Genomic DNA, 24,008 nt, shown 5'->3' on the forward strand with positions numbered 1-24,008 from the left:
GTATTCATTTTGAATGAAAATAAAAACAAAGGATGGTTGGCTAATACTGTAGATGGGGGTTCCTTATAATTCTTCCCGTTGTTTTGTCAAAAGTGATCAATCGATTTGATTCTCCATAAAAAAGAATTAGCGCGAATGTTTTGTCGGATTCTTGGTTAAAAAGAATATCTTTTGCATTGCCTATTCGAAAACCTGAGTTTTCACCATTTATTTCATTTTCTAAACAGACGATGATCCGTTTTTCAAGGAACCCTTTTTTCTCCGTTATTGCTAACCAAGGATGTTCTAATACGCTATATCCAACGATTTGAGCACGGACTACAATTGGGCAACGAATCCAAAAGTAAAGTTAGTGTGGTAGTGTTTTATTTCTTAAGTAATTTACTTTTCATTCTTGGTGATTTTTATTTGAAAATAAGGAAAATAACAGAGGAAATAGGCTTAGGTAGTCAATACAAAGATGGTCTTCTCGTTACTTTTTAAAATCATGTGAAGGTTTATATGTTAATTTTATAACCTATAATTCTATCTTTACGATTATAAAATAGGAGAAATGGATTTGAGGTATATTCGAAATAGCATATATATAAAAGAAGAGGAACAACAACAAATCAAGGACTTTCCGGTGTTGATAGGGGGGTGTGGGATAGGTAGTTATATCGCTGAGTGCTTATTGCGCATGGGGTTCGAAAATTTAACAATTGTTGATGGAGATATAATTGAATTAACGAACTTAAACCGACAAAATTATACCAATAAGGATATTGGTGCAAAGAAAGTGCTTACCTTGCAGGATCGCTTGTACGCAATTAACCCAGAAGCTAAAATAACGGTATTTCCCGAGTTTATTAGCAAGGATAATCTATATGATATTGATCTGAATCATAAGGTTGCCATCAATGCATTGGATTTTTCTTCCGATATTCCCTTTGTATTTGACCAATATATGGCCCAAAAAAATATACCTGTAGTGCATCCTTATAATTTGGGCTGGGCGGGATTTTTAACTATTCTTCCCCCAGGGGGGCTTAATCTGCAATCATTGGAAAAGACTTATCAGACATTCGAATTAAATGTTGGTAAATTTATTGTAGATAGTCTACAAACAAAGGGTATTGAAACGAGATGGTTTGAGGAATTTTTAGTAGAATATGGTAAAATAGCGTTGACGTCTCCGCCGCCGCAGCTATCAGTTGGTTTATATCTGCTATCGGGAATGGTAAGTCACATCGTGTTCAATTTGGCAACAGCAAAACCTGTAAACTTCTTTCCCGATTCATACTATTTATCGATGATTAGCTAAATATAATATAACGTAAAAAAAGTAATATTTTATTACACTTTTGTGTAGTAATCCTATAGCTGCGAGAATTTAAAGGGAAAGTCCTTACTTTTATTGCTCTTGAATACATCTACATGAATTGGGCATCTGATAATTATTATTTCACTAAACTTAAAAAGGACGAGCTTTTTGAGCTTATCCACTTTTATTTAAGGACTACAGCTGATTATTATAATTTAGACGATTCCCTTAATGAGGAATATACGTATCATTATAAAAATTTATTAGGCGAAGACCTAAGTTTTTTTGACACGTCAATTTATTATGTATTACGTGATCGAGAAATGCATAATATCCATGCATCAATACGTATTACCTATTGGGATCGGGAAACGGTATTACCTATTCAAAAATTGTTTTCAGTAACGAAAGAAGAGCTTTTGTCGCAAAACGTAAATCACTATTGGCATATAGGCCGGTTTATTATTTCGAAAAGGATTGAGGAGAAACGGATCAGTATATTGAAAAAAATGTTATTTGACGCATTCTTTCCACCCTATTTTCTTGACAAGGGTTTAATTATTGCCGAATGTGATAAAAAACTGGTCAATACCTTGCTTAAACTTGGGATACCTTCATATGAGCTTGGAAGTCCAATTATCTATTTGTATTCTGAAACCTTGCCTATATATATTAAAACCGAATGGCTTGATTTTTTCATCCAAAAAAATACGATTGCACAATATTGTTTAGCCAATAGTAGCGATTCGGACAGCTTCACACTCAAGGCAAAAGATATGGGCTTTCAGAATAATAATGGTAGCGAAAATATGCTATCTAATTAGAATAAAGACAGTTCAATGGCAAGTGCGGTGGCTTCAGTAATACTCTTGACTTTTAGTTTCGAGAATATTTGCTTTTTGTGAAACTTAATCGTGTCAATTGAAACGTATAATTTATCAGCAATTTGTTCCATTGTGAATCCCTGGGCAGAAAAAAGCAAGATATCTTTCTCGCGTGGTTTTAATTTGACATGTGGGGACTCTACCCAAAGATCAGTCGCTAAGTCATACTCGAATTGCTTCCCGGCATCGTCAGATTTAAATTTAATATTCCCTGCATTGGCATGTGAAGAAATAGAAACTACACATAATGCTATCCAAGGGTTTGAAGACTTGTCCAAGAGAATAGGCTTCAGTTTATGATTTATCAGAAGTGGTTTCCCATTTGATTGCTTCAAATGAAAATCATAAGATATTGAATGTGTTAATTTGTCTTCATGTGTGAGATTTTCAAAAAATTCGAATCCGACATCGTTTATCTTCTTTAACAGATGCAAATCTCCTTCAGGTACATTGTCGAAGTAATGTTGATATCCTTTTTTTTGAACTTCAAGAGGCGAATTTCCACATAAAAATATGGGATTATCAGATACGAATAAAAAGCTCTTTTTCGAATAATCAATTAAATAGATACTTTGATAAGTTAATTTACTTAACGATTTAGCGAAATTAATGTAGGCGTCTACAATCTCATAATCATCCTTTGTAAAATTATCTTTAACATGTACCGGCTTAAAAAAATCTTCAATTTCAACTTTCATAATGTAAATTACAAATAGGATTTACCTCGTATCTCAATATAATTAGGATAACTTTCATGCTAATTTGTAAGGCAAAATATTGTATCAACCCCAATTAAATATATAAAATACTCCTAATGGCATCTTTTAGAACTTTAGTTTCTCTGACAGCTTAAAATAACCTTTAAATTTTAGCACCTTTTGCCTTATTTTGTAGTGTCATAAATTTCTACACAAATGTGTAGAAAATTTCTAATATTATAAATTTAATAGTTTTACTACTTATCTTTGCTCGATATAGCAATTAAATTATATAAATATAATTCATTACAATCAATTTCCCAATAATAATTTTTATATAATTAAGATATTTGACAATGTTTGGCGCAAATATAATAACAATTTCTGCTAATTTTCTGTAACCCTCTTCGTTAAAATGTTATTACCTTAACTCTATTGTTTTTTTCTTTTGTCGAATATGGGCTGACTTTATCGTCCTTGAACTGAAATCTATCATGTCTCTATGATTATCTCAACTAAATTTAGTTAGGTTCTTTCTTTTTGTATGTATATACATTTTGCTGTTATTCATTTGTTATTTGTTTTTTTTGTAGTAATATTGTATTTAAAGTTTTGCTTTTAAACGCTTTTGCAGGTTTTAAATGTATATACAATGTAATGTGTTTTGTGAATTGTTTCGTGCAGTTTATTGGGAAAGCAACTAATGCAAAAAAATTATAAAATCTGATACTTATGAAACTACGTTTCTCACTTTCTTTTGCCACCGGGCTGTTGTTCATGTGTGCTCAGTCTGTTATTGCTCAGGAGTACACAATTTGGCAACTGGGGAATTCAGACGGTTCAAGCAGCGAATTTGCCTTGTCACCGAATGGGTATAAGAAATTCTTGGAACATGATTTTGGTTATGAAGACAATGCGTTTATCATCGGTCAATCATCTTTAAAAAGAGATTTACCCTATGTATTGCCCGGTCCGGCCAATGAATGGGGGGGAACTGGAGGAACCTCTGGGCTGAGAACACATTTTTTGAATTTATACTATGTGTTAAACGATAGCGTAAAAAATGATCAGTGCACACTCCAGGTCAAGTTAGCAAATAGTGACCCTAAAAATAGCGCTACGTTACAAATCTCTATTAATGGTAAGCCCTATAATTTTGATGTAAAAGCGGGAATAGGAGCGGGAGAACCCATTGGTAATGCCTCAAAGTCCGGGAATTCTACAATAAGCATTCCTTTAACAGCAGATCTCATTAGAAAGGGAGGAAATCAGATTACCATGACTGTCATAAAGGGAGGTTGGGTTGAATTTGATTCCTTCAAATTGCTTGGACCACCAGATATAAAGTTAGTAACCGATCGTTCTGTAATTGTTAGAAATGTACAGCAAGCTGATTTTGAGATCCTAAACGGAGGAAAATCCGTCCAAAATATGCTGGTTGATCTCTTGAAATTGAACGATAATGAGCAGTTGAAAGTAGTTTTAGATGGAAAGAAAATTTATGAGAAAACACTTGAAAAAGGTGCCGCTAAACTTGAAATACCAATGCCTTATGTCACTAAGGACGTATGGAGTAAGTATGAAATTTATAGTAATGGGCAATTAATACAGTCATCAACGATCAAGCGCTCCCCAAAAAAGCGAGGCGGAGTTTCCGATTATGTGAACACGATGATGGGCGCAGCACATTCCAGATGGATGATAGCCCCAGGACCATGGATGCCTTTTGGCATGGTAAAGATAAGTCCAGATAACCAAAATATTGGGTGGCAGGCAGGTTATGAACCTTCTATCGAATCTATTGGTACTTTCAGCCATATCCATGAATGGACAATGGCTGGATTGGGAACATTTCCGACAGCAGGCCCATTGAAAACCAAGGTCGGCGATCAGTACAGCACAAACACGGGATATCGATCAGCGATAGATAAAACCAGTGAAAAGGCACCATTGGGATATTATGCTGTTCATCTGCTTGATCACGATATCGATGTGAAATTGACGGCTGGTACACGTTCCAGTTTTCAACAATATACCTACCATAAGTCGGACACAGGACGTATTATGATTGATCTTAAGGTTAACGGAGAATATGATTATAAAATTAAAGACCTCTCGCTAAAAAAGGTTTCTGACTATAAGGTCGTAGGATATAGTAATCAATTATCTGAAAACGTTTGGTCCACGGATGCAAAACAGGATTATGTCGTATACTTTGTTATGGAGTTTGACAAACCTATCATAAACTACGGCACATGGCATAATGATCGGTTGACTGAACGGGCTGATTTGGTTGCCGATAGCGCTCAATTTGCGGGAATGTACGTGGAATTTGATGTGCACAAAGATAAGGCTGTACAACTGCGCACAGGGATTTCTTATGTGAGCTTAGCCAATGCAGAGGAGAATTTAAAAACGGAACTGACGGAGCCATTCGGATGGTCCATTGATCGGGTCGTGGAAAATCAACATAAAGTTTGGGATGAACTTTTAAGTAGATTGGAGATAAAGTCTTCAGACTATTTTGAAAAAGAGAAATTCTACTCCAATATGTATCGCACTTTGGCAAGCCGAAATACATTTAGTGATGTGAATGGTCAATGGAGGTCTTCGGATGAAGTGATACGGACTTTAGCCCATAAAGGAGATCTCGCTTTAGGCTGTGATGCTTTCTGGAATACCTTTTGGAATTTAAATCAATTTTGGAATCTGGTGACACCGGAATGGTCCAATAAATGGGTTAGATCGCAACTTGCGATGTATGACGCAAATGGCTGGCTTGCGAAAGGGCCGGCTGGGATGGAGTATATTCCCGTCATGGTTGCAGAACATGAAATACCGTTAATTGTTGGAGCATATCAGATGGGGATTAGAGACTATGATACTGAAAAGGCATTTGAAGCTGTTAAAAAGATGCAGACAACAAGTCCATTGAAATTTGAAGGTGGTTTTGCCGGTAATAGGGATTTGGATGTCTATTTAAAATATAAGTACGTTCCTTATGATTTGGGCCGGTTTTCTAATTCAATGGAATATAGTTTTGACGATTGGACAGTTGGGCAGTTTGCAAAATCGTTAGGAAAGGAGAAAGAGTATAATTATTTCAATGATCGGGGAACCTGGTGGAAGAATGCGATAGATGTCAATAGTGGATATGCAAGAATGAAAGATGCCAAAGGTGAATGGTACAAAGATTTTGATCCTTTTAAATCGGGAGCTAACCATCATTATGTAGAAGGAAATGCATGGCAATTGACCTTTTTTGTGCCACAGGATATTCCTGGGCTAGCAAAAATGATCGGACAGGATGTGTTCTTAAAACGATTGGAATGGGGATTTCCAGAAAGTGAAAAATGGCGCTACAATGGTCCTAATGATCAATATTGGGATTATCCTGTTGTTCAGGGAAATCAGCAATCAATGCATTTTGCCTATATTTTTAATTGGTTGAATAAGCCCTGGTTGACACAAAAATGGAGCCGCTCCATAGGTGAGCGTTATTATGGCCAAGGGGTTTCGAATGCTTATCTCGGCGATGAAGACCAGGGGCAAATGAGTGCTTGGTATATCATGAATGCTATTGGTTTATTTCAAATAGATGGTGGAACAAGGGTCAAGCCAATTTATGAAATAGGAAGCCCACTCTTTGAGGAAGTTAAGATTAGATTGGATGGTAAATATGGAAGAGGTGAACAATTTATTATCAAAGCGAAAAATGCAAATAAGAAAAATATGTATGTGCAACGCGCAACATTAAATGGAAAACCGCTCAATACCTTTTATTTTGATGCTTCGGAACTTTTGAAAGGAGGTGAGCTTGTTTTAGAAATGGGCGCTACCCCGAATAAGCAATGGGGACTGTATCAATAAAAAATATATTTACTGCTAGATCACAATAGACTGTATTGAACTATAACAATGATTTGTTAAAATTTGGTTAAACAATTAGGACTGACATAAGAAACTTGTTTATGATGACGTTATAGGTGTAGTTTCATAATTTAGGTTAATAATTGGTTAGTTAGTAAAAGCCTGAAGTTCCCCACTTCAGGCTTTTGTTATTATTGGTCATCATAAATCCGGTTGCTTAACATGTATAGTTTTGCTAAATCCTATTAACAAACGTAAAATCATCGATATAACGACTTGTAAGATTTGTAAATCTTTACGATTATCTGTAGTATTGTAGGTACACGCTAAAATGCGCGGCCTATGGTGTTTGCTTGAATCAAAGCAATTAACAATGTCGTCTATCAAGATTATATGATCAAATTTACTCGTTTTTTACTTTTAGGATTATTTCTTTGGGAGAACGTTTCTGCCCAAAAGCTTCCTACAGATTATGTCAACCCGTTTATCGGTACCAGCAATTATGGAACAACTAATCCGGGTGCCCAGGTTCCCAACGGCTTGATGAATGTTTCTCCTTTTAATGTAATGGGATCATCACTTAATGCATTTGATAAGGATGCAAGATGGTGGTCTACTCCCTATGAACATAGCAATAGTTATTTTACAGGTTTTTCTCATGTTAATTTAAGTGGGGTAGGATGTCCAGATATGGGAAGTTTGTTGTTGATGCCAACTTCGGGGAAATTGGAGGTTGATTATCATCAATATGGGAGTACCTATACACAAGAGGTTGCCCATCCGGGATATTATAGCAATATATTAAAGAAATACGGTATCAAGACAGAAGTTTCAGCGACAACCCGTGTAGGTGTGTCGAAATTTACTTTTCCAAAAGGACAGGCAAATATCCTGCTTAATTTGGGCGAAGGTTTAACAAATGAAACTGGCGCAACAGTTCGTTATGTAAGTGATACTGAAATTGAGGGATCTAAGTTGCTGGGCTCTTTCTGTTACACGAACAATCAGGCTGTTTATCCCATCTTCTTTGTTATGCGTGTCAATAAAAAACCGTCAAAAAGAGGATATTGGAAATTCCAGCGTGCCGGAGAAAAATGGGAAAACGATTGGAATAAAGATGCCGGAAAATATAAAATTTTTACGGACTATACCGATCAGATTTCCGGCGATGATCTTGGTGCCTTTTTTAGTTTTGATGTCAAAGAAAATGAAAGCTTAGAAGTACAGCTTGCCGTATCATTTGTGAGTGTTGAAAATGCGCGTAAGAATCTAGATGCTGAGCAAGAGGGCTTTAACTTTGAAAAAACGCAAAATCAGGCTGCCTCACGTTGGAATAATGCATTGTCAAAAATACAGGTCGAAGGTGGGACGGCGGATCAAAAAACGGTGTTCTATACGGCATTATATCATGCTATGATTCATCCAAATATCTTGCAGGATGTAAACGGAGAGTATCCGGCAATGGAAACCCGGAAGACGCTCGTTGCAGATCACAATCGTTACACCGTGTTTTCGCTATGGGATACGTACCGAAATGTTCAGCCATTGATGTCCTTGGTTTATCCAGATAAACAGGTGGGGATGATACGTTCCATGATCGATATGTATAAGGAAAACGGCTGGATGCCTAAATGGGAGTTGTATAGCCGAGAAAGTTATACCATGGATGGTGATCCCGCGGTACCTGTGATTGTTGACGCATGGATGAAAGGTATTCGAGATTTTGACGTTAATACAGCTTACAAAGCGTTTCTGAAATCGGCTACGACTACGGATTCGACAAATAAAATCAGACCAGACAATGCGGACTATGTGAAGTATGGGTATGTTCCACTGCGCGATTCATTTGATAATTCGGTATCTCATGCCATTGAATATTATGTTGCCGATTGGAACCTCGCCCAACTGGCCGCTTCATTGGGGAAAACTAAAGATGCTCAGCTTTTTGCTAAGCGAGCGCAGGGATATAAACACTATTATTCTTCGGAGTACGGGACCTTCAGGCCCATCCTTCCTAACGGCAAGTTTTTAAGCCCGTTTAACCCATTGATGGGCGCCAATTTTGAACCCAACCATGGTTTCCATGAAGGTAATGCTTGGAACTACAGTTTTGCCATACCATTTGATATCCCCGGTTTGGTGAAATTGTCGGGCGGAAAGCAAAAATTTGTAGATAGACTACAGGCAACTTTTGATAAAGGGTATTTTGATGTTACCAACGAACCAGATATGCTGTATCCACATGTGTTTTCTGAAATAAAAGGAGAAGAATGGCGTACCCAAAAGCTAGTCAAAGAAATTTTAGAAAAGCATTTTACCAATAGTCCCGGAGGTATACCAGGAAATGATGATACAGGTACAATGTCCACATGGGCTTTAATGAACATGATTGGAATCTATCCTTTTTGTCCAGGTAGACCAGATTATACTATTGTGACACCTGTATTCGACAAAGTGACCATCCAACTCGATAAGAAATATTATCCAAACGGAGACAAAGTGACGATAAGGCGTCAAAAAGCGGGTGTCGGTGATTATATCAAAAAGATCGTTATCGATGGAAAACCATTCAATGGATTTAAAATCAACCATCAGACTTTGGTCAATAGCAAGGATATCCTAATCGTAACTGGAAATAGATAATTAGGCAACTAAATTGAAAAACTGATCTACACGATGAAATATATTAATTATGCGGTCTGTGCAGGCCTTTTGTCCTTAATTGGTTGCGCTTCGCTAAAAAACTCCGATGAGACTTCTTATGTAGGATATGTAAATCCTTTTATCGGAACGGATTTTACGGGCAATACATATCCGGGAGCACAGTCGCCTTTTGGAATGGTACAGCTCAGTCCAGATAATGGACTACCAGGCTGGGACCGTATTTCCGGATACTTTTATCCTGACAGTACGATTTCTGGCTTTAGCCATACACATTTAAGTGGAACGGGGGCCGGCGACTTGTACGACATATCTTTTATGCCGGTTACCTTACCTTATCATGAAGCCCCGGCTCCATTAGGTATACATTCCAAATTTTCGCATAAGGACGAAAAGGCTCATGCTGGATACTATCAGGTAAAACTTACAGATTACGATATAAATGTAGAGCTGACAGCAACGGCGCGCTGCGGGATTCAACGTTATACGTTTCCAAAAGCCGAGTCTGCTGTATTTTTAGACTTAAAGAAAGCAATGAATTGGGATGCTACAACAGATTCATACATTGAAGTGGTTGATTCTGTCACTATCCGTGGTTATCGTTTTTCGGAGGGCTGGGCAAGAGGCCAACGCGTTTATTTTGAAACTCGGTTTTCCAAGCCTTTTACAGCTGTTCATATTGATAGTTCAGCAATTTTATCCAGCGCAGATACAACGGCGAAGAATGCAAAACGAATCGGTACAGCATTTAAAGCACGTTTTGATTTCAAGACAGCAGCTGGCGAACAATTGACTTTAAGTACGGCCCTTTCGGGTGTGAGTATGGAAGGCGCTTCCAAGAACTTAAAAGCAGAGGCTCCAAAAGATGACTTTGATTATTATTTGAAGGAGGCAGAGCACAATTGGAATCATGAACTGGGAAGGATAGCTATCGAAACCAAAGACAAAGAGGAGGAAGTTAAGTTCTATACAGCACTATATCATTCGATGCTGGCACCGACAATTTTCAGTGATGTTGATGGTGCTTATATGGGGGCTGACAGGAAGGTGCATCAGGCCGAAGGTTGGACCAATTATAGTACGTTCTCACTTTGGGATACCTATAGGGCTTCACATCCATTATTTACCTATATAGACCCTAGTCGAGTAAATGATATGATTAAGTCATTCATTGCCTTTTATGAACAGCATGGCCGATTACCGGTATGGAATATCTATGGGAGTGAAACGGATATGATGATTGGCAATCATGCCATTCCCGTCATTGTAGATGCCTATTTAAAAGGAATCGGTGATTTTGATGCATCAATAGCGTTAGAAGCCTGTGTTGCCACAGCTAATATTGATAATTACCGGGGTATAGGTCTTTATAAAAAATTGGGCTATGTGCCCTATGATGTCAAAGATGAATACAATGCCGAAAACTGGTCCTTATCACGAACACTTGAATATGCCTATGACGATCATTGTATCGCAATGATGGCCGATAAGATGGGAAGGAAAGATATTGCAGGAGCGTTTTTTGCGAGAGCTCAAAATTATAAAAATGTGTATAATCCGGCTACTTCATTTATGCAACCTCGCGATAGCCATGGTAAATTTATTAACCCGTTTGATGCGGAGGAATATAGTGCACATATCTGTGAAAGTAATGCATGGCAATATTTTTGGTCTGTACAACATGATATCCCTGGATTGATTAAACTTGTTGGTGGGCAAGAGCGCTTTGGACAGAAGCTAGATAGCATGTTTACATTTCATCCTTCCGACACCAGCAAGCTGCCAATTTTTAGTACAGGAATGATTGGGCAGTATGCACATGGTAACGAGCCGAGCCATCATGCACTCTATTTGTTTAATGCGGTTGGACAACCTTGGAAAACGCAGCAATATGCAGCCGAGGTAATGAACAAACTTTACTTGAATACACCTTCGGGATTAAGTGGAAATGATGACTGCGGACAGATGTCGGCTTGGTATGTATTCAGCTCATTGGGATTTTATCCTGTAGATCCCATAAGTGGAAAATACGAAATCGGTACACCTTTATTTGAAAAAGCTGAATTGAAGTTGTCCAATGGAAAGAAATTTACCGTGAAAGCTAACCATGTCAGTAAAGCCAATATTTATATCCAAGCCATTACGATTGATGGTAAGCCTCTTGAAACAAGTTATATCACACACGAACAAATTATGTCCGGAGCGACATTGGTGCTAGAAATGGGCGAAAAACCGGGACCGATATGGTACAAAAATAAATAGGATCTATAAGTATATGGAGATTCATATGTGAAGCTCCCAAATAATTAAGAGAAGCCTCCAAATGAATAGTAATCGATTTGGGGGCTTTTATTTTGTTGGCAGAATCAAGTTTTTGTAGAAGTATGTCGTGCTACACAATGTTCCATTCGGGAAGAGCGCATAATTTGGGATATCGCCGACTTTTGTCCAGCCACATTTTTGATACATAATATAAGCCGGGCTATCGGTTACAGTATCTAGTACCAATAGTGTTTTATTTAGATCAATGGCTATGTTTTCAATGTGTTGAAGTAAATTTTGTGCAATGCCCATTCTTCGAAAATCAGTATGGACTAACATTTTGGCGACATCTGCACGATGCGTTTGATTTGAGGGGAGGTCGATTTGCAGTTGAACAGTTCCAGCGATTCGATGCGTAAAAGCATCTCTTGCAATAATCAATATTGTTTTCTGTTGTTTGACCTTGTTCAGTACTTCAGTCCAAAATCTTTTTGCCTGCTCAACTGTTAGATCTTCCATAAAGCCTACAGAGGCACCTCCTTGGACAATATTAAAAGTCAGGTCTACTAGTTCAGCAAGTAAGGCAATGCTAGATTCGTTGACTTCTTCAACGACAAAATCTGTATTGGAAATAGGTGAGGAACTCATGTGTTTGATTGCGGATGAGATATAGAAAAGGAATTGATCGCTATGTTATGTAAGAAAAGACATTCTGCTAATGATCGGCTTGGCTCTTCTGGTGAGAATTATAGTTAAGAATCGTTACTCGTTGCGGGTGAATGCATAATAGATGACGTATAACCAACCGAGTATCCCATGAATTAAAGCCCATAGTATGGATTTATTGCGATCCCATGAGGTGACAACGGCAATGACAGAACCGAGCCCAATACCCGATTGGGTGATCGTCTGTGTCGTTGATTTACTTATCTCTTGGCCAAATACAATATCCGAGATGAAAAGAAAGAATATGAATAATGAGAGGTGTTTCATGATGGCTTTATTGAGCTCCTCTTATTTTGAGTTCTTCATTGATTTCTTTTATTCTTTTAAAATTGAGAATAACAATAGGAGATAAGGCGAAGGGAATCGCCATTAGTGCGCTGAATCCTTTGTTAATTGAGGTATATATCCCCATGCCTAATAGGATAAAGAGCATGGTGGTGAGCATCCATGTAATTACCAGCGCATTTTTTTTGTTGGTTTGAAGCTCTTCGTCAGTCATTCCGTTTAAAGGTCTGTTATTCATATTTCGGTGGTTTATAGTCTCTAAGTTCCGCAATTCTTTTTAAGAAACAAAGAATTTTGACTTAAATGATGTGTAAATCTTGTTAAATATAGCGTTTTTATTGTTTTTTGTTAATAAGGATTGATTAAATGATAAAAATAATAGGTTTCACGGTACTTTTTTCTTAAATATTACAGCATAAGATGATTTTTGTAGACTCCTTTTTAAAAGAATAGCTTTTTCATCTTTCAGAGAAATAAATAGTTTGTGCAAAGTAAGGATAAGCGTATTGCTTTTTAGCGATCAGGTTGTACAGAAAATAACGAATCTTAAAACAACAACCACGAATATTAAACGAGACGGATACACTGATTTAAAAAGCTGTTATTTGTAAAAAAAATAAGAAATGAGAATGCTAGCTTTAATCTTTATGCTATTTACCATGTGTTCCTGTAGGGGTAATTTGGAATTGGGGTACAACGAGAAAATGGCTAAGCTCTTTCATAGTTGTCGGGAGAAATTAGATGAAAGCTATGGGAAATTGCTGGAAGGGGAATATGATGTCGATCAATCACATTATTCATATCACATGAAATTGAATGAGGCACGTGGTTTGAGTAGTTACATCAAAGGACTAAAATGCGAGGCCTCTCAATTGAAACACAGTAAAACTGCTGAAAGTTTCCACATCGCTACAGTTGATTATATGACAGAGATCGTTGATGGATATGGTGTTTTATTAATTAAATATATTAATGAACAGAAAAAGGGAGCCCGGAAAAGTCTGATGCGGGAGATTACTGATGAAAAGGAGAAAATTGCAGCCTTAGCTGAGTCGTGTTTAGGACATCAAATAGCCTTCATGAATCAAGCTGGAATAAAAGTAGATAGTGAAATAGGAAAGTAGTTGAAATATATTTTAATTTTATAACGATGTTAATACGAAAAAATATGTGGTATTTGCTTATCATTTTACCTATGATGGCATTGTCCTGTAAGAGCAAAATAGCTGCGCGTCAGTCAATACCTCCGTATTCATTAGCTGATACAGCGAAGCCAGATTGGTATCGCGAATACTATGGTCGGGTTGTAATGATCGACAATGATTTTGTAACGCAGAAAGATGGCAATTATTTGGTAGATCTTCCTTTGCAGATCGTTCCAGATTCCACTTACGTTTTCTTTTTGAGTACTAAAATTCCAGTGGAATTACTAAAAAAATCCAATGAATTCTATCCCGATCTTCAACATTTTGTACTGATTGTTCCCGATTGGAAGTTTTATAGTGAAGTCGCCGAAGAAGCTTCGAAAAATGGGATGTGTATAGAACCTGCGACAACCAATTTTTATTATTCCATAAAAAGAGAGGATGGTACGGTTAAAGTCGACAGTCTCCGGCTTTCTGGTCTTGATAATCCTAGATTAGATTTTGTTAAACCAATTTCGCCCAAAGGCATGCTTACAATTTATCGAAGAGACAGTTACGGATCGGTTTGTTGTCCGCGTGACCCGAAATGGGATAATGCAGACAAGGATGAGCTTTTCCTACGTGATTTTGAACACCGCAGTCACCTGAAAGTGACTAAAGGGCGGTATGTGCAGATGGAAGGTAAAGAAGGCGAAAAAAGTATCTATTATACCTTACCGGGATTATCTTCAGCACAGCGATTGGAGTTTTTAGCAGATAAATATGCGCAATGGATTGTCAATAAGGATACGGGGACAAGGACGATTATGCCACAGTTATTTGCACCACAAATTATACCGATGGTAACCGAGGGCTTTAACAAAATGAAAGAATTACCATAAAGTTAAAAATAGTGCGATTTGGTTCTTTCCAGAACAGTATGTTGTTTTTTTTGATGGAGATAAAGCTATTCTGTTAGCTTTATCTCGAACATTTTATCCCAGTTTTTACCGGTAATAAAGAAGGTGTTTGATCTTTTATTGTAAGCGATACCATTTAGTACATCTAAATCCACATGCTGTGTTACATGCTCACGTAATTTGGATAGATCGACTAAAGCCTCCACTGTACCTGTTTTAGGGTCTATTCGTCCAATGACATCCTCCATAAAGAAATTTGCATAGATTTTCCCTTTTACCCATTCCATTTCATTGATTTGATCCACCATGGCCGTGTTCGTTGCAGCACGGATATAATCCACTTTTGAGAAATCATTTGGATGAAGTGTATAGATATAATCAGAACCATTGGACATGAATAAGTTTTTACCGTCAGAAGTTAAGCCCCAACCTTCCATTGGCTGAAAGTAAGGAAGTGTCTTAATAACAGAAAGACTGTTTATATCGTAGAGGTAGGCTAGATTGTTTTTATAGGTTAATTGATATAATTTTCCATTTAGGACGGTAGCACCTTCGCCAAAAATTGAATCATCCAATTCATTTTTTTTGATTGGCAGACCCGTTTTAGGATTAACAATACGGATACTCGATTTACCCTTATTTCCACTTGGACCAACCCCGTTTCCAGTACTTTCGATCAAATTATCACCGTAAAACTCCAGTCCTTGTGTGAAAGCTTTGGCATCATGTGGGTAAATATTTACAATGCTATAACTTAGCAAAAGTGGAGGGTTAGAGGCGAATAGATCGATGTTGACGGAATTTTCTTCTCGCTTTCCATCACTAAATACGACAGCTTTAATAATTTGCTTGCCAAATTTCTCCTGTTTTAATGAATAATTGAAAGGTTCATTTCCGATGACCTGGCCAATCTTTTTCTCGTTTATAGCGTAAATAACAGAGTCTATTTTGGATGTGTTTTTGCTATTCATCTTTAAAATCAGACTCTCGCCCTGCGTATAGCGCTGTTTAATATTGTCAAAGGTAAATGTTGGATTTTTATCAGCATGTTCGGGCTGAGAACTTAAAGTCGTATTGGTATTGTTGCTTTTATTTCCGGTACAACTGCCCAAAATGGCGCCAATAATAAAACAAATGAGGTGCGATTTTTTTTGCATTGATATAGTGTGCTTGATTAATTATCCGACAATAAACTAGAAAATGAGTCGTTTAAAAATAGCTGTTGCGGTACTCCTCGGTTCTCAAACATAGATAAATTGTTTTTTATATGCAATTCAGTTGCTGATCAATACAAAAAAATAATTCGTTTGTGGAAGAAAAAAATGAACCATTACATGCTGCTCGATTGTTATAAAGGTATGGAAAAATCATATTTTACCGGAACGAGTGGTATCCTTTTGCCTTACAAGAATAAAGGTTACTATCCGGAGGAATTACAGGATAAAAGTCGATTGGCTGTATATAGCTTATTATTTAATTCATTGGAAGTAAACAGTTCTTTTTATAAAATTCCCAGAGAAGAAACAGTTAGAAGATGGTCTGAAGAAACGACCGATGATTTTCATTTTACTTTTAAACTATGGAAGGGAATTACGCACCAAAAAGAACTCAAGTTTGATCCACGGGATGTCGCCAGATTTCTATCTGTTATTGACGCTATCGGTCAAAAGAAAGGGTGCTTGCTTATCCAATTACCACCATCTTTTAAATTTGCTTCTATTGGAATGCTTGTTGAACTGCTGGATTGTATTGCTCAGGACAAGAGAAGTGATGAATGGAAAGTATGTGTAGAATTTAGGGATTCCTCCTGGTATAGGGAAGAAACTTCTTTACTTTTAAAATCCTATGAAATGCATTTGGTTGTTCATGATAAGGATAGGCAAGGTATGCGTCTTCAATATACAGATACAAAAATAATCTATATGCGCTTCCATGGCCCAAATGGCGACTATAAGGGAAGCTATTCGGACAGCCTATTGTTGGAATACAGTACCTATATTAACGAATGGATTGCAGCGGGAAAAGAAGTCTATACTTATTTTAATAATACAATAGGAGCGGCACTTCCTAATCTAAAGACATTAGCCTCGTATATCACTGCGAACAAAATATTTCCGTTTTAAAAAGTGTCTTTTTTTAAAGTACACTGCCACGGATATATTGATTTCCCATATAGCCATCCCAGCCTTCATGTTCACGCATAATCCGCTGATAAGCTGCGGTCAATGCCCGAACCTTCGTAAATAAGGGAATACCTCTCCGGATACAGTCGTGATCGGCGTAAGTTCCAGCACTATCGTACCATTGTAGCCACTCGAGTAATTCTTGTCTTTTCATAAGCGTTAATCTATCGAATAACGTCTTATCTTTTAAGTTCATGAGCTGATAACGCCAATCTGTGCGATGCGATTCCATAGCTAGAATTCTTGGAAGCTGATGCGCTATGATCTGTTTAATAAGAGACTCCATAATCTGAAATTTTAGTTGTTAAAGATGAGTTGTGCGTGTGTATGCGAAAAGGCTTTGTATCTTCTTTTCATGTGGATGCGCAGGATTTCTTTATGGATATACGCGACAGCCTTTAATTTGGAAAGCTGCTGCACGCCATTTTCAATACATTTACGATCGGTATAGTTTCCTTTTGGATCATGCCATTGTAGCCAATCAAGGAGTATTTCTCTTTCTAGATTCTCGAGTCTCTGATGTAAGCCGATTAATTCACTTTCCCGGAGTTGTTCGCGCCAGTCAGACCAGATCGGACCTGACACCATCCCTCGCTTCTCTTTGAATTTATTTTCCATATTTTAAGTCGAATTTGAAGATATAAAATTTGTTAGATGACTAGCTTACTGATAATAGCATTGCCAAGTTTACTTTTCATAAATAACTCAATTTGTTTCAGCAATTCTGGACTTACTTCGGGGACTCTTTCTAAATCTCGTATAAACCACTTCTGAATGACAGGTGTTTGTTTGGAACGTTGGTCAAATTTAACCACTTCAGCCCGTGATGATTTTCCAGCCGGATCGTAGTATGACCACAGTACAATGAAAATTGTATTTGGATCCTCATCGGAATAGGGGGTATGAAAGCGAACGATGTCACCTACGTGTAAATCCTTATTGTCATATGCTGCGCTGTGTTCCATAAAAGCATTGTCTAAAACTGATATTCAAATATACTAAAAATATTAGTATAAAAAAGTTTTTGCTAAAAATTTTATACTTCATCTAAGAGGCTGTTGTTTTTTATAGTTGGAGGCATGTCTTAGTGATTTGTGCTTTTACTTCGATTTTATTGTTTTTATGAATCTGAATTTCAGTTCCTATTTCTTGTGGGTAGAAAAGATGGACAAATATAAAGGGGAACTAGTCGAAGGGAATTTTGTGAAGGCTGCGCATAGATTAATATCTAGGTGAAAAGTAGATGTGTCAGCGCGAGTTTTATGCTTAAGAATTTCACTTGTTGTAACATTTTTTTCAAAATTTCGGTAATTTGACCTTAAAGACATAATATGGCAACTCTACCTTATCAGCTCCCTTATTCCATTGCGGGTCTTTAAAGAGCTGTGCACAAGAGAAATAAAGGTATCCATCTCCGCTGATACCCATAGAATCGGGCCATAGTATTCGGGAGTCCCTTACCAGGGTATTCACATTTCCCTCAGGATTTAAATATTTAATACTATAATCTATTGACGATGTGAGATAAATATTTCCATCAATGTCTGCTAGTAAGCCATGCGTGATTCCGACTTCTCCTTTGTCTTCCACTTTTGCCTCCAATTCTTGATCCGTCAGCCCTGCGTCGGCTAAAAATTCTGTTGCAATACAGTACAAATGGGTTTGATTGATCGGTTTGAAATATAAATATTTAAAGTCGTGACTCAATGCTATGCCATTCACGTTGGAAGAAAAAGGCTTTCCATTTTCACTACGCATTTCAATACCATTATAGCTTAATAATACATCAGGATCAGCCAGCGTAAAACGGCTTCCAGTTAAAGCCTTTCTAGTCTGTCCAGTTTTAAGGTCTAAAATAATGATGGCCGCTTGACCGGGATCGGAGAGATAGGCTAAATTTCGCTTGTGATCAATACGCATATCATTTAGACCTGATTTGGTTTTATCAAGGTCGTCGAAACGATAAATATGTTCAATTTGATTTGTATTTGTATTGATTTTTAATAATTTAAACTGGCCTTGATTTGATTTTTCATCTTTGCCAAAAATTGATCCAGCAGCAGATGGTTTAGAATCCAATACCCAGAGATTGTCCTCGGTATCGACAAATATATCCTGAACATTTACAAAGTGGGAATTCTCTTTTCCTTCTAAATTCCATTCTTCATTTGGATAAGGAACAGGTTTTCCATTGATGATTTCAGTAAGTGCATACTGATAATTTTTAGTTTGTTTTGGGAAGGAGACAAATAATCGATTGTTGGAGGTAGCGCTCACACCGATCGGACGGTACGGGCCTAAAGCTGCTGCGATCTCCAATTTTGGGGCTGTAGTATCATTAACTTGTGCCAGCATAGTGAGAAAAAAGATGTGACAGAATAAAAAACTTAATATGAGCCGTGTTCGCATATTCTTGTTATAATTTAACCTTGCTATATTACTTTTGACTGGTCCCATTAAGCAATAAACGGCGGTTTTTTAGTTACGTAAAGAGACCGCGCTCTCATAGAGGAACCTTCTATTCTCAATTATTGTTTGTCCTTTTCTTCAAATAATACTTTTTTACACTGCTCAGCATATCGTGTGTCTCATGTCGATACGAATTCACTTGGATTTAATTTTCTGAGCGATTAGAAAAGTTGGGATTGGTCTCGGTGATTAAAAGGAGGTGATTTACAAGCAGATTTCTTGCAAGAGCTTTTCAACCTCCTGGGCATGAGTGACTGTCATAAAATGTCCCGCACCTTTAATGATAAAGTTGGGCTTTACATTTTTGATGGGGATAATATGATCTTTACTACCATGTATATGAATTAAATTGTCCTGAACCGAATTGTTTTTCCATTGCAGAATTTGATGTATTGCCCAGTTCATAAAGATGGGGTCTGTATCGTATAAAATCTGTTTTAGCAAGCGGGAATCTTCTTTGTTACGTATGCCAAAAAAGTAATCTGATAGAAAACAATGGAACTTTAGTAACGGACTAGGAACCAGTTTGTTGATTTTGAGTCTGCCTGCTAAGCGATACAGTTTGGTTAATTCATGCCGTCCTTTGGCTGAAGCAAGCAGAATAATTTGTTTTGTTTCGATAATCTTGGCAATTTCTATTGCAAGCATTCCTCCAAAGGAAAGCCCAACGAGGATGGGGTTCTTTGCAGTAATTTTAGTCGATATTCTTTTTGCATAAATAGACAGTGGTTCATTGGGGCTTGGTGTAATCCAATCTAGATAGGTTAGATCAAGCGAGCCAAAGTCTATTTTGCTGAATACACGTTGATCTACACCCAATCCGCTGATGACATATATTTTGGTTGCGGTGATTTTCATTTAATCAAGTGTCTGTATCCATTTGCGGAGACAAGGTACTGAATTATCGTTACAAAACAGGGCAAAAATTGATTCGAAAATCAAATTTTGCCCTGTTTATACTATTAAATAACGTAATTTTAATCCACCTAATCGCTCGAGCTTACTAAGATAAGCTCGCCAAACTCTTCGCTTCAAAAGTCGATAATTCGTTGTATTTTTCGGCTTGCACTTTCTTCACCCAATTCGGATCTTGCAAGATCGCCCTGCCAACAGCTACAAGATCAAAATCGCCACGTTCATAACGACGAATCAGTTCATCCAGTGAAGCGGGAGAGGACTTGAACTCGGAATTTGTAAATACATCGCCAAAATCTTTGTCAAGACCTACGGATCCAACCGTGATTGTGGGTTGTCCTGAAATTTTCTTGAGCCATCCCGCAAAATTTAAGTCGCTACCTTCAAATTCCGGCTCCCAATAACGACGTTGGCTTCCATGAAAAATGTCGACACCGGCATCTGTCAATGGTAGGATCCAATCTTCCATAGCCGCGGGGGTGGGAGCAAGCTTGGCCGTGTAGTCTTGCTGTTTCCATTGTGATAAACGTAGAATGATTACAAAATCAGGTCCGACCGCTTTTCGCATTGCTTTGACGACCTCAACCGCAAATTTAGAGCGCTCCCTGATTGTTTTTCCACCAAATTCGTCTGTTCTGTGGTTCATTCCATCCCAAAAAAATTGGTCGATCAGATAGCCGTGGGCGCCATGGATTTCAAAAGCATCAAAACCGAGGTCTTTTGCAGATTTTGCAGCGTCAGCGTAAGCTTGTATCGTGGCCTCTATATCCGCTAATGTCATCGTATCCGGACTTTCAAACGCAGCAGGCGGAGTCCATTGCATCGGGGTATAACCGACATGCCATAGTTGAGGGGCTATTTTTCCACCTTTTTCATGCACAGCATCCACGATATTTTTCCAGCCGGCCAGTGCTTGGTCACCGTAAAAGTTTGGAATATCCTTTAAATTCTTTGATGAAGGTCTTTCGATAACGGTACCTTCCGTCAAAATTAAACCGACATCTCCCGCGGCACGACGCTCGTAATATCCCGCTACAGCGCTGTCGGGAATTCCATCCGTCGAAAATGCTCTCGTCATTGGTGCCATTACAAAGCGGTTTTTGAGTGTTAAATTTTTGTACTCAAATGGATTAAAAAGTGTTTGTATGCTCATTTTTCTCGTTTTAAATCGTAAATCTTTACAAATATATTTTAAATAGTATATATTTGTAACTATTATTAGTATAAACTAGTTACCTTCGCGTAACTATTTTGAATATATTCAAATGAAAAGGACTGAATTTAAAAGTTGTTCCTGCGCCATGCAGCGTTCCATGGCAATTTTAGGTACTCGGTGGAAGCCTGTCATCATCTATACTTTGCGCGATCGAAAAGCCCGATTTGGTCAATTGGATGCGCTCATCGAACATATTTCTCGGAAGGTCTTGACCAGTTCATTAAAAGAATTGGAAGAGGATGGTGTTATTTTGAGAGAAGAGTACAAGGAGCTCCCACCACGCGTAGAGTACTCTTTGACAGAAAAGGGCAAGGCTTTAATACCTATTATGTGCCAATTGGCCAAATGGAATGAAGCCTACTATGAAGAGCCTGTGTCACCAGAATTGATCGCGTAGAAATTTAGCATCTCAATACATCGGTCTTGCTTCGCTTTTAGGCTATCGCTGCCGAATGGAATAGTATCGTGTCAACCGGTTTGGCCGGTACGTTTTCTATCGCTTGCCAGCGCGGGATTGTTGATCACAATAAATGAAATTTTCATATTTATTTAAAATTTAAGTAATATTGAATTGTGAAAAACAAGGTAAACCAAGAATTTAGCAAGCAAGATTTTTTAAAATCTTTTCGAGAGGGCAGAAGGGATGGTTTACAGTTTCTGTACAAAACGTTCTATAGTCCAATGTGCTATTTTTTAGAAAAGATGAACCTTGATAAAGGAACCATCGAAGAAATCGTACAGGATGTATTCTTAAAGCTTTGGGAACGACGGGTTGATTTTGATCATGTTGAATCAATCCGAGGTTTTCTCTACACAAGTTGTAGAAATGCTGCTTTAAACAGGATCCAACAAGAGAATAGGATTCAACAAAAGACCAGTTTTTATATAGCACAAGTTGACCTGGTCGATTTACCGATCAGCCATCAAATGATCTATATGGAAACGCTTCGAACGATCCATGAAGCCATTGATACGCTACCTGAGCAGTGTAAGCAAGTGATGCGAAAGTTGATTGTTGAAGATTTAAGCCCACAGGAAGCAGCGATCTCCTTAGGACTAACCACTAGTACGATTTACAATCAAAAGAAAAGGGGAATTGAACTTTTGAGATTAAGACTCAAGCCCGACCAGTTTTTTTGCCTACTTTTGCTTTTGCTATATTTTTAGAAAATTTATACTTCTGATATATAGGTTTTTGTGAAAATATCTACCACCTCTTTAGAGAAACGAAATCAAAATATTGTTTTAAGTATATAGAGCAATATGGAGCAAGTACCCCAGCATATCATTTATTTACTGAGCAAATCCAAACTAGAAGGATTGCGTGAGGACGAAAAATTACAGTTGGACGCATGGAGATCCGAAACGGAAGCCAATAAGGGGCTCTGTGATCTGATTGACAACAAAAATCAAATGCAAGCGGATTTAGACGGGATATCTCGTTATGATTGGGAGACGTCATTTACTCTCTTTGAACAAGATTATCTCAATACCTCATATCCTAAATCTTTTTATAAACGCATGTGGTCTTACGGTATTGCAGCAGTACTGATTGGATTATTGGTGTTATTTTTTATCCATAATCTTTCGGATACGGTATATCAGGAGACTCCGGATAAAGATATTCAACCCGCTCAAATGACGGGCGTAGTTCGTCTGGGAGATGGAAATTCAATTTCGATGGTTCCGGGAGATACGCTATTATCGTTTGCATCGCCCGGTAAAAATAAAGCACCACGGGCGAATAATTTATTCGCTGCGACACCCAAGGGAGGGAAAATGACCATGCTATTACCTGATGGAACCAAAGTGTGGATGAATGCGAAAACACAGTTGGATTACTATGAAGTAGATAGTATGCGGGAAGTTCGTCTAGTGGGAGAGGCCTACTTCGAAGTTGCCAAGAAATATTTACCATGGGAAGGTGAGGTTCCAAAACTGAAACCTTTCGTGGTAAAAGCGGGGAAGATCAATATCTCCGTATTGGGGACACATTTTTATGTGAAATCAACCAAGAATATAGAAGACTTTAGAACGACATTATACGAAGGTAAAGTTAGGGTTCGACAGGGCGAGAGGCAGATTATACTGTTACCTGGGGAAGAATCGTATATCAAACTCGGTCAGATCGAACGACGAATAATTGATCTTGACGCGCGCAATGCATTGAAAGAAGGATATTTCGTATTCAATTCGGAGACTTTACGGATTATTATGGATGAGTTGGCGTCCTGGTATAATGTGGATGTCGTCTATCTCGATAACCAAATAAAATCGGAAAAATTTGAAGCGATGTTGTCTCGTAACAGCAGTCTGAAAGATATCATCAACGTACTGGAGAGTACCGGAAAAATTAAATTTAAATTTAAAGGAAAGACCATTTATGTAGAAAAAACAACCTAAATGAAAAGACGAAACCCTAAACGCTTGCAACATTTAGGGCTTCTGATCAAGTAATTCTAACTGTAACAGAATTTTAATTCTTAACCTAA

The 24,008-nt window shown here is 37.7% G+C and carries 22 protein-coding genes; 11 read left to right on the plus strand and 11 right to left on the minus strand.

The features are described 5' to 3' along the window. Positions 1 to 553: 553 nt before the first annotated feature. Together AAH582_RS08405 and AAH582_RS08410 are read left to right on the plus strand one after the other, a co-directional pair. A complete protein-coding gene (locus tag AAH582_RS08405) occupies positions 554 to 1,303 on the plus strand; it encodes a HesA/MoeB/ThiF family protein (protein ID WP_046675683.1) in 750 nt (249 codons plus the stop codon). 113 nt (positions 1,304 to 1,416) lie between these two features. Then, positions 1,417 to 2,127, plus strand: coding sequence for a hypothetical protein (locus AAH582_RS08410; protein WP_046675684.1), 711 nt, complete (start codon positions 1,417 to 1,419; stop codon positions 2,125 to 2,127). Here the strand turns inward: AAH582_RS08410 and AAH582_RS08415 are convergent. Continuing rightward, positions 2,124 to 2,885, minus strand: a complete 762-nt coding sequence (locus tag AAH582_RS08415) for a response regulator transcription factor (protein ID WP_343321810.1) — start codon at positions 2,883 to 2,885, stop codon at positions 2,124 to 2,126. The two genes, AAH582_RS08410 and AAH582_RS08415, sit on opposite strands and share 4 nt — an antisense overlap. A 732-nt stretch (positions 2,886 to 3,617) precedes the next feature. Between AAH582_RS08415 and AAH582_RS08420 the strand changes: the two genes are divergently transcribed. The 3 genes from AAH582_RS08420 (at position 3,618) to AAH582_RS08430 (ending at position 11,678) form a co-directional block, all read left to right on the plus strand. Then, complete coding sequence (locus AAH582_RS08420) at positions 3,618 to 6,755, plus strand: GH92 family glycosyl hydrolase (RefSeq protein ID WP_343321811.1); 3,138 nt, start codon at positions 3,618 to 3,620, stop codon at positions 6,753 to 6,755. Between the two features lie 393 nt (positions 6,756 to 7,148). Continuing rightward, positions 7,149 to 9,398, plus strand: coding sequence for a GH92 family glycosyl hydrolase (locus AAH582_RS08425; protein ID WP_343321812.1), 2,250 nt, complete (start codon positions 7,149 to 7,151; stop codon positions 9,396 to 9,398). 33 nt (positions 9,399 to 9,431) lie between these two features. Continuing rightward, the gene (locus tag AAH582_RS08430) at positions 9,432 to 11,678 is read left to right on the plus strand and encodes a GH92 family glycosyl hydrolase (RefSeq protein ID WP_343321813.1); all 2,247 of its coding nucleotides are present in this window, start codon (positions 9,432 to 9,434) and stop codon (positions 11,676 to 11,678) included. Positions 11,679 to 11,765: 87 nt separating this feature from the next. Here AAH582_RS08430 and AAH582_RS08435 read toward each other — a convergent pair whose 3' ends face one another. The 3 genes from AAH582_RS08435 to AAH582_RS08445 form a co-directional block, all read right to left on the minus strand. Continuing rightward, positions 11,766 to 12,326 carry a GNAT family N-acetyltransferase gene (locus AAH582_RS08435; RefSeq protein ID WP_343321814.1) on the minus strand — a complete coding sequence of 187 codons (561 nt, stop codon included), beginning with the start codon at positions 12,324 to 12,326 and terminating at the stop codon, positions 11,766 to 11,768. Between the two features lie 114 nt (positions 12,327 to 12,440). Beyond that, positions 12,441 to 12,671, minus strand: a complete 231-nt coding sequence (locus AAH582_RS08440; protein WP_343321815.1) for a hypothetical protein — start codon at positions 12,669 to 12,671, stop codon at positions 12,441 to 12,443. Between the two features lie 7 nt (positions 12,672 to 12,678). After that, on the minus strand, positions 12,679 to 12,927 hold the full coding sequence (locus tag AAH582_RS08445; RefSeq protein ID WP_046675688.1) for a hypothetical protein: 249 nt from the start codon (positions 12,925 to 12,927) through the stop codon (positions 12,679 to 12,681). 385 nt (positions 12,928 to 13,312) lie between these two features. On the opposite strand from AAH582_RS08445, the gene AAH582_RS08450 reads away from it, so the two are divergent. Further along, positions 13,313 to 13,813: a hypothetical protein gene (locus tag AAH582_RS08450; RefSeq protein WP_343321816.1), complete on the plus strand. Its 501-nt coding sequence runs from the start codon at positions 13,313 to 13,315 to the stop codon at positions 13,811 to 13,813. Positions 13,814 to 13,839: 26 nt separating this feature from the next. Next, on the plus strand, positions 13,840 to 14,715 hold the full coding sequence (locus AAH582_RS08455) for a hypothetical protein (protein ID WP_343321817.1): 876 nt from the start codon (positions 13,840 to 13,842) through the stop codon (positions 14,713 to 14,715). Positions 14,716 to 14,780: 65 nt separating this feature from the next. Here the strand turns inward: AAH582_RS08455 and AAH582_RS08460 are convergent, their stop codons facing one another. Continuing rightward, positions 14,781 to 15,890, minus strand: coding sequence for a glutaminyl-peptide cyclotransferase (locus AAH582_RS08460; protein WP_343321818.1), 1,110 nt, complete (start codon positions 15,888 to 15,890; stop codon positions 14,781 to 14,783). Between the two features lie 201 nt (positions 15,891 to 16,091). Here AAH582_RS08460 and AAH582_RS08465 point away from each other — a divergent pair, with 201 nt between their 5' ends. After that, the gene (locus AAH582_RS08465; protein ID WP_343321819.1) at positions 16,092 to 16,856 is read left to right on the plus strand and encodes a DUF72 domain-containing protein; all 765 of its coding nucleotides are present in this window, start codon (positions 16,092 to 16,094) and stop codon (positions 16,854 to 16,856) included. Positions 16,857 to 16,869: 13 nt separating this feature from the next. Here the strand turns inward: AAH582_RS08465 and AAH582_RS08470 are convergent, their stop codons facing one another. The 6 genes from AAH582_RS08470 to AAH582_RS08495 form a co-directional block, all read right to left on the minus strand. After that, on the minus strand, positions 16,870 to 17,202 hold the full coding sequence (locus AAH582_RS08470; RefSeq protein WP_046675691.1) for a hypothetical protein: 333 nt from the start codon (positions 17,200 to 17,202) through the stop codon (positions 16,870 to 16,872). Positions 17,203 to 17,213: 11 nt separating this feature from the next. Further along, entirely contained in the window at positions 17,214 to 17,534 is a 321-nt protein-coding gene (locus AAH582_RS08475; protein ID WP_343321820.1) for a hypothetical protein, read from the minus strand. Between the two features lie 32 nt (positions 17,535 to 17,566). Then, positions 17,567 to 17,881 (minus strand): hypothetical protein, encoded by a 315-nt coding sequence (locus tag AAH582_RS08480; protein ID WP_046675693.1) that lies wholly within the window; start codon positions 17,879 to 17,881, stop codon positions 17,567 to 17,569. 331 nt (positions 17,882 to 18,212) lie between these two features. Next, complete coding sequence (locus AAH582_RS08485) at positions 18,213 to 19,271, minus strand: L-dopachrome tautomerase-related protein (protein ID WP_046675694.1); 1,059 nt, start codon at positions 19,269 to 19,271, stop codon at positions 18,213 to 18,215. Between the two features lie 318 nt (positions 19,272 to 19,589). Next, positions 19,590 to 20,243 (minus strand): alpha/beta hydrolase, encoded by a 654-nt coding sequence (locus AAH582_RS08490; RefSeq protein ID WP_343321821.1) that lies wholly within the window; start codon positions 20,241 to 20,243, stop codon positions 19,590 to 19,592. Positions 20,244 to 20,388: 145 nt separating this feature from the next. Beyond that, positions 20,389 to 21,453 carry an NADH:flavin oxidoreductase gene (locus tag AAH582_RS08495; RefSeq protein ID WP_343321822.1) on the minus strand — a complete coding sequence of 355 codons (1,065 nt, stop codon included), beginning with the start codon at positions 21,451 to 21,453 and terminating at the stop codon, positions 20,389 to 20,391. A 112-nt stretch (positions 21,454 to 21,565) separates the two neighbouring features. On the opposite strand from AAH582_RS08495, the gene AAH582_RS08500 reads away from it, so the two are divergent. The 3 genes from AAH582_RS08500 (at position 21,566) to AAH582_RS08510 (ending at position 23,919) form a co-directional block, all read left to right on the plus strand. Then, positions 21,566 to 21,913, plus strand: a complete 348-nt coding sequence (locus AAH582_RS08500; RefSeq protein WP_343321823.1) for a winged helix-turn-helix transcriptional regulator — start codon at positions 21,566 to 21,568, stop codon at positions 21,911 to 21,913. Between the two features lie 176 nt (positions 21,914 to 22,089). Next, the gene (locus AAH582_RS08505) at positions 22,090 to 22,683 is read left to right on the plus strand and encodes an RNA polymerase sigma factor (RefSeq protein WP_343321824.1); all 594 of its coding nucleotides are present in this window, start codon (positions 22,090 to 22,092) and stop codon (positions 22,681 to 22,683) included. Between the two features lie 96 nt (positions 22,684 to 22,779). Further along, entirely contained in the window at positions 22,780 to 23,919 is a 1,140-nt protein-coding gene (locus AAH582_RS08510) for a FecR family protein (RefSeq protein ID WP_343321825.1), read from the plus strand. The last annotated feature ends 89 nt before the right edge of the window (positions 23,920 to 24,008 follow it).

The organism is Sphingobacterium multivorum (genome assembly GCF_039511225.1).
Lineage (GTDB): Bacteria > Bacteroidota > Bacteroidia > Sphingobacteriales > Sphingobacteriaceae > Sphingobacterium.

What these genes read in the sequence shown, in the direction of transcription:
- AAH582_RS08440 (WP_343321815.1), bottom strand. Translation starts at nt 12,671, where the DNA reads ATGAAACACCTCTCATTATTCATATTCTTTCTTTTCATCTCGGATATT.
- AAH582_RS08435 (WP_343321814.1), bottom strand. Translation starts at nt 12,326, where the DNA reads ATGAGTTCCTCACCTATTTCCAATACAGATTTTGTCGTTGAAGAAGTC.
- AAH582_RS08500 (WP_343321823.1), top strand. Translation starts at nt 21,566, where the DNA reads ATGAAAAGGACTGAATTTAAAAGTTGTTCCTGCGCCATGCAGCGTTCC.
- AAH582_RS08415 (WP_343321810.1), bottom strand. Translation starts at nt 2,885, where the DNA reads ATGAAAGTTGAAATTGAAGATTTTTTTAAGCCGGTACATGTTAAAGAT.
- AAH582_RS08495 (WP_343321822.1), bottom strand. Translation starts at nt 21,453, where the DNA reads ATGAGCATACAAACACTTTTTAATCCATTTGAGTACAAAAATTTAACA.
- AAH582_RS08425 (WP_343321812.1), top strand. Translation starts at nt 7,149, where the DNA reads ATGATCAAATTTACTCGTTTTTTACTTTTAGGATTATTTCTTTGGGAG.
- AAH582_RS08475 (WP_343321820.1), bottom strand. Translation starts at nt 17,534, where the DNA reads ATGGAAAATAAATTCAAAGAGAAGCGAGGGATGGTGTCAGGTCCGATC.
- AAH582_RS08470 (WP_046675691.1), bottom strand. Translation starts at nt 17,202, where the DNA reads ATGGAGTCTCTTATTAAACAGATCATAGCGCATCAGCTTCCAAGAATT.
- AAH582_RS08445 (WP_046675688.1), bottom strand. Translation starts at nt 12,927, where the DNA reads ATGAATAACAGACCTTTAAACGGAATGACTGACGAAGAGCTTCAAACC.
- AAH582_RS08490 (WP_343321821.1), bottom strand. Translation starts at nt 20,243, where the DNA reads ATGAAAATCACCGCAACCAAAATATATGTCATCAGCGGATTGGGTGTA.
- AAH582_RS08420 (WP_343321811.1), top strand. Translation starts at nt 3,618, where the DNA reads ATGAAACTACGTTTCTCACTTTCTTTTGCCACCGGGCTGTTGTTCATG.
- AAH582_RS08405 (WP_046675683.1), top strand. Translation starts at nt 554, where the DNA reads ATGGATTTGAGGTATATTCGAAATAGCATATATATAAAAGAAGAGGAA.
- AAH582_RS08450 (WP_343321816.1), top strand. Translation starts at nt 13,313, where the DNA reads ATGAGAATGCTAGCTTTAATCTTTATGCTATTTACCATGTGTTCCTGT.
- AAH582_RS08455 (WP_343321817.1), top strand. Translation starts at nt 13,840, where the DNA reads ATGTTAATACGAAAAAATATGTGGTATTTGCTTATCATTTTACCTATG.
- AAH582_RS08410 (WP_046675684.1), top strand. Translation starts at nt 1,417, where the DNA reads ATGAATTGGGCATCTGATAATTATTATTTCACTAAACTTAAAAAGGAC.
- AAH582_RS08485 (WP_046675694.1), bottom strand. Translation starts at nt 19,271, where the DNA reads ATGCTGGCACAAGTTAATGATACTACAGCCCCAAAATTGGAGATCGCA.
- AAH582_RS08480 (WP_046675693.1), bottom strand. Translation starts at nt 17,881, where the DNA reads ATGGAACACAGCGCAGCATATGACAATAAGGATTTACACGTAGGTGAC.
- AAH582_RS08430 (WP_343321813.1), top strand. Translation starts at nt 9,432, where the DNA reads ATGAAATATATTAATTATGCGGTCTGTGCAGGCCTTTTGTCCTTAATT.
- AAH582_RS08510 (WP_343321825.1), top strand. Translation starts at nt 22,780, where the DNA reads ATGGAGCAAGTACCCCAGCATATCATTTATTTACTGAGCAAATCCAAA.
- AAH582_RS08465 (WP_343321819.1), top strand. Translation starts at nt 16,092, where the DNA reads ATGGAAAAATCATATTTTACCGGAACGAGTGGTATCCTTTTGCCTTAC.
- AAH582_RS08460 (WP_343321818.1), bottom strand. Translation starts at nt 15,890, where the DNA reads ATGCAAAAAAAATCGCACCTCATTTGTTTTATTATTGGCGCCATTTTG.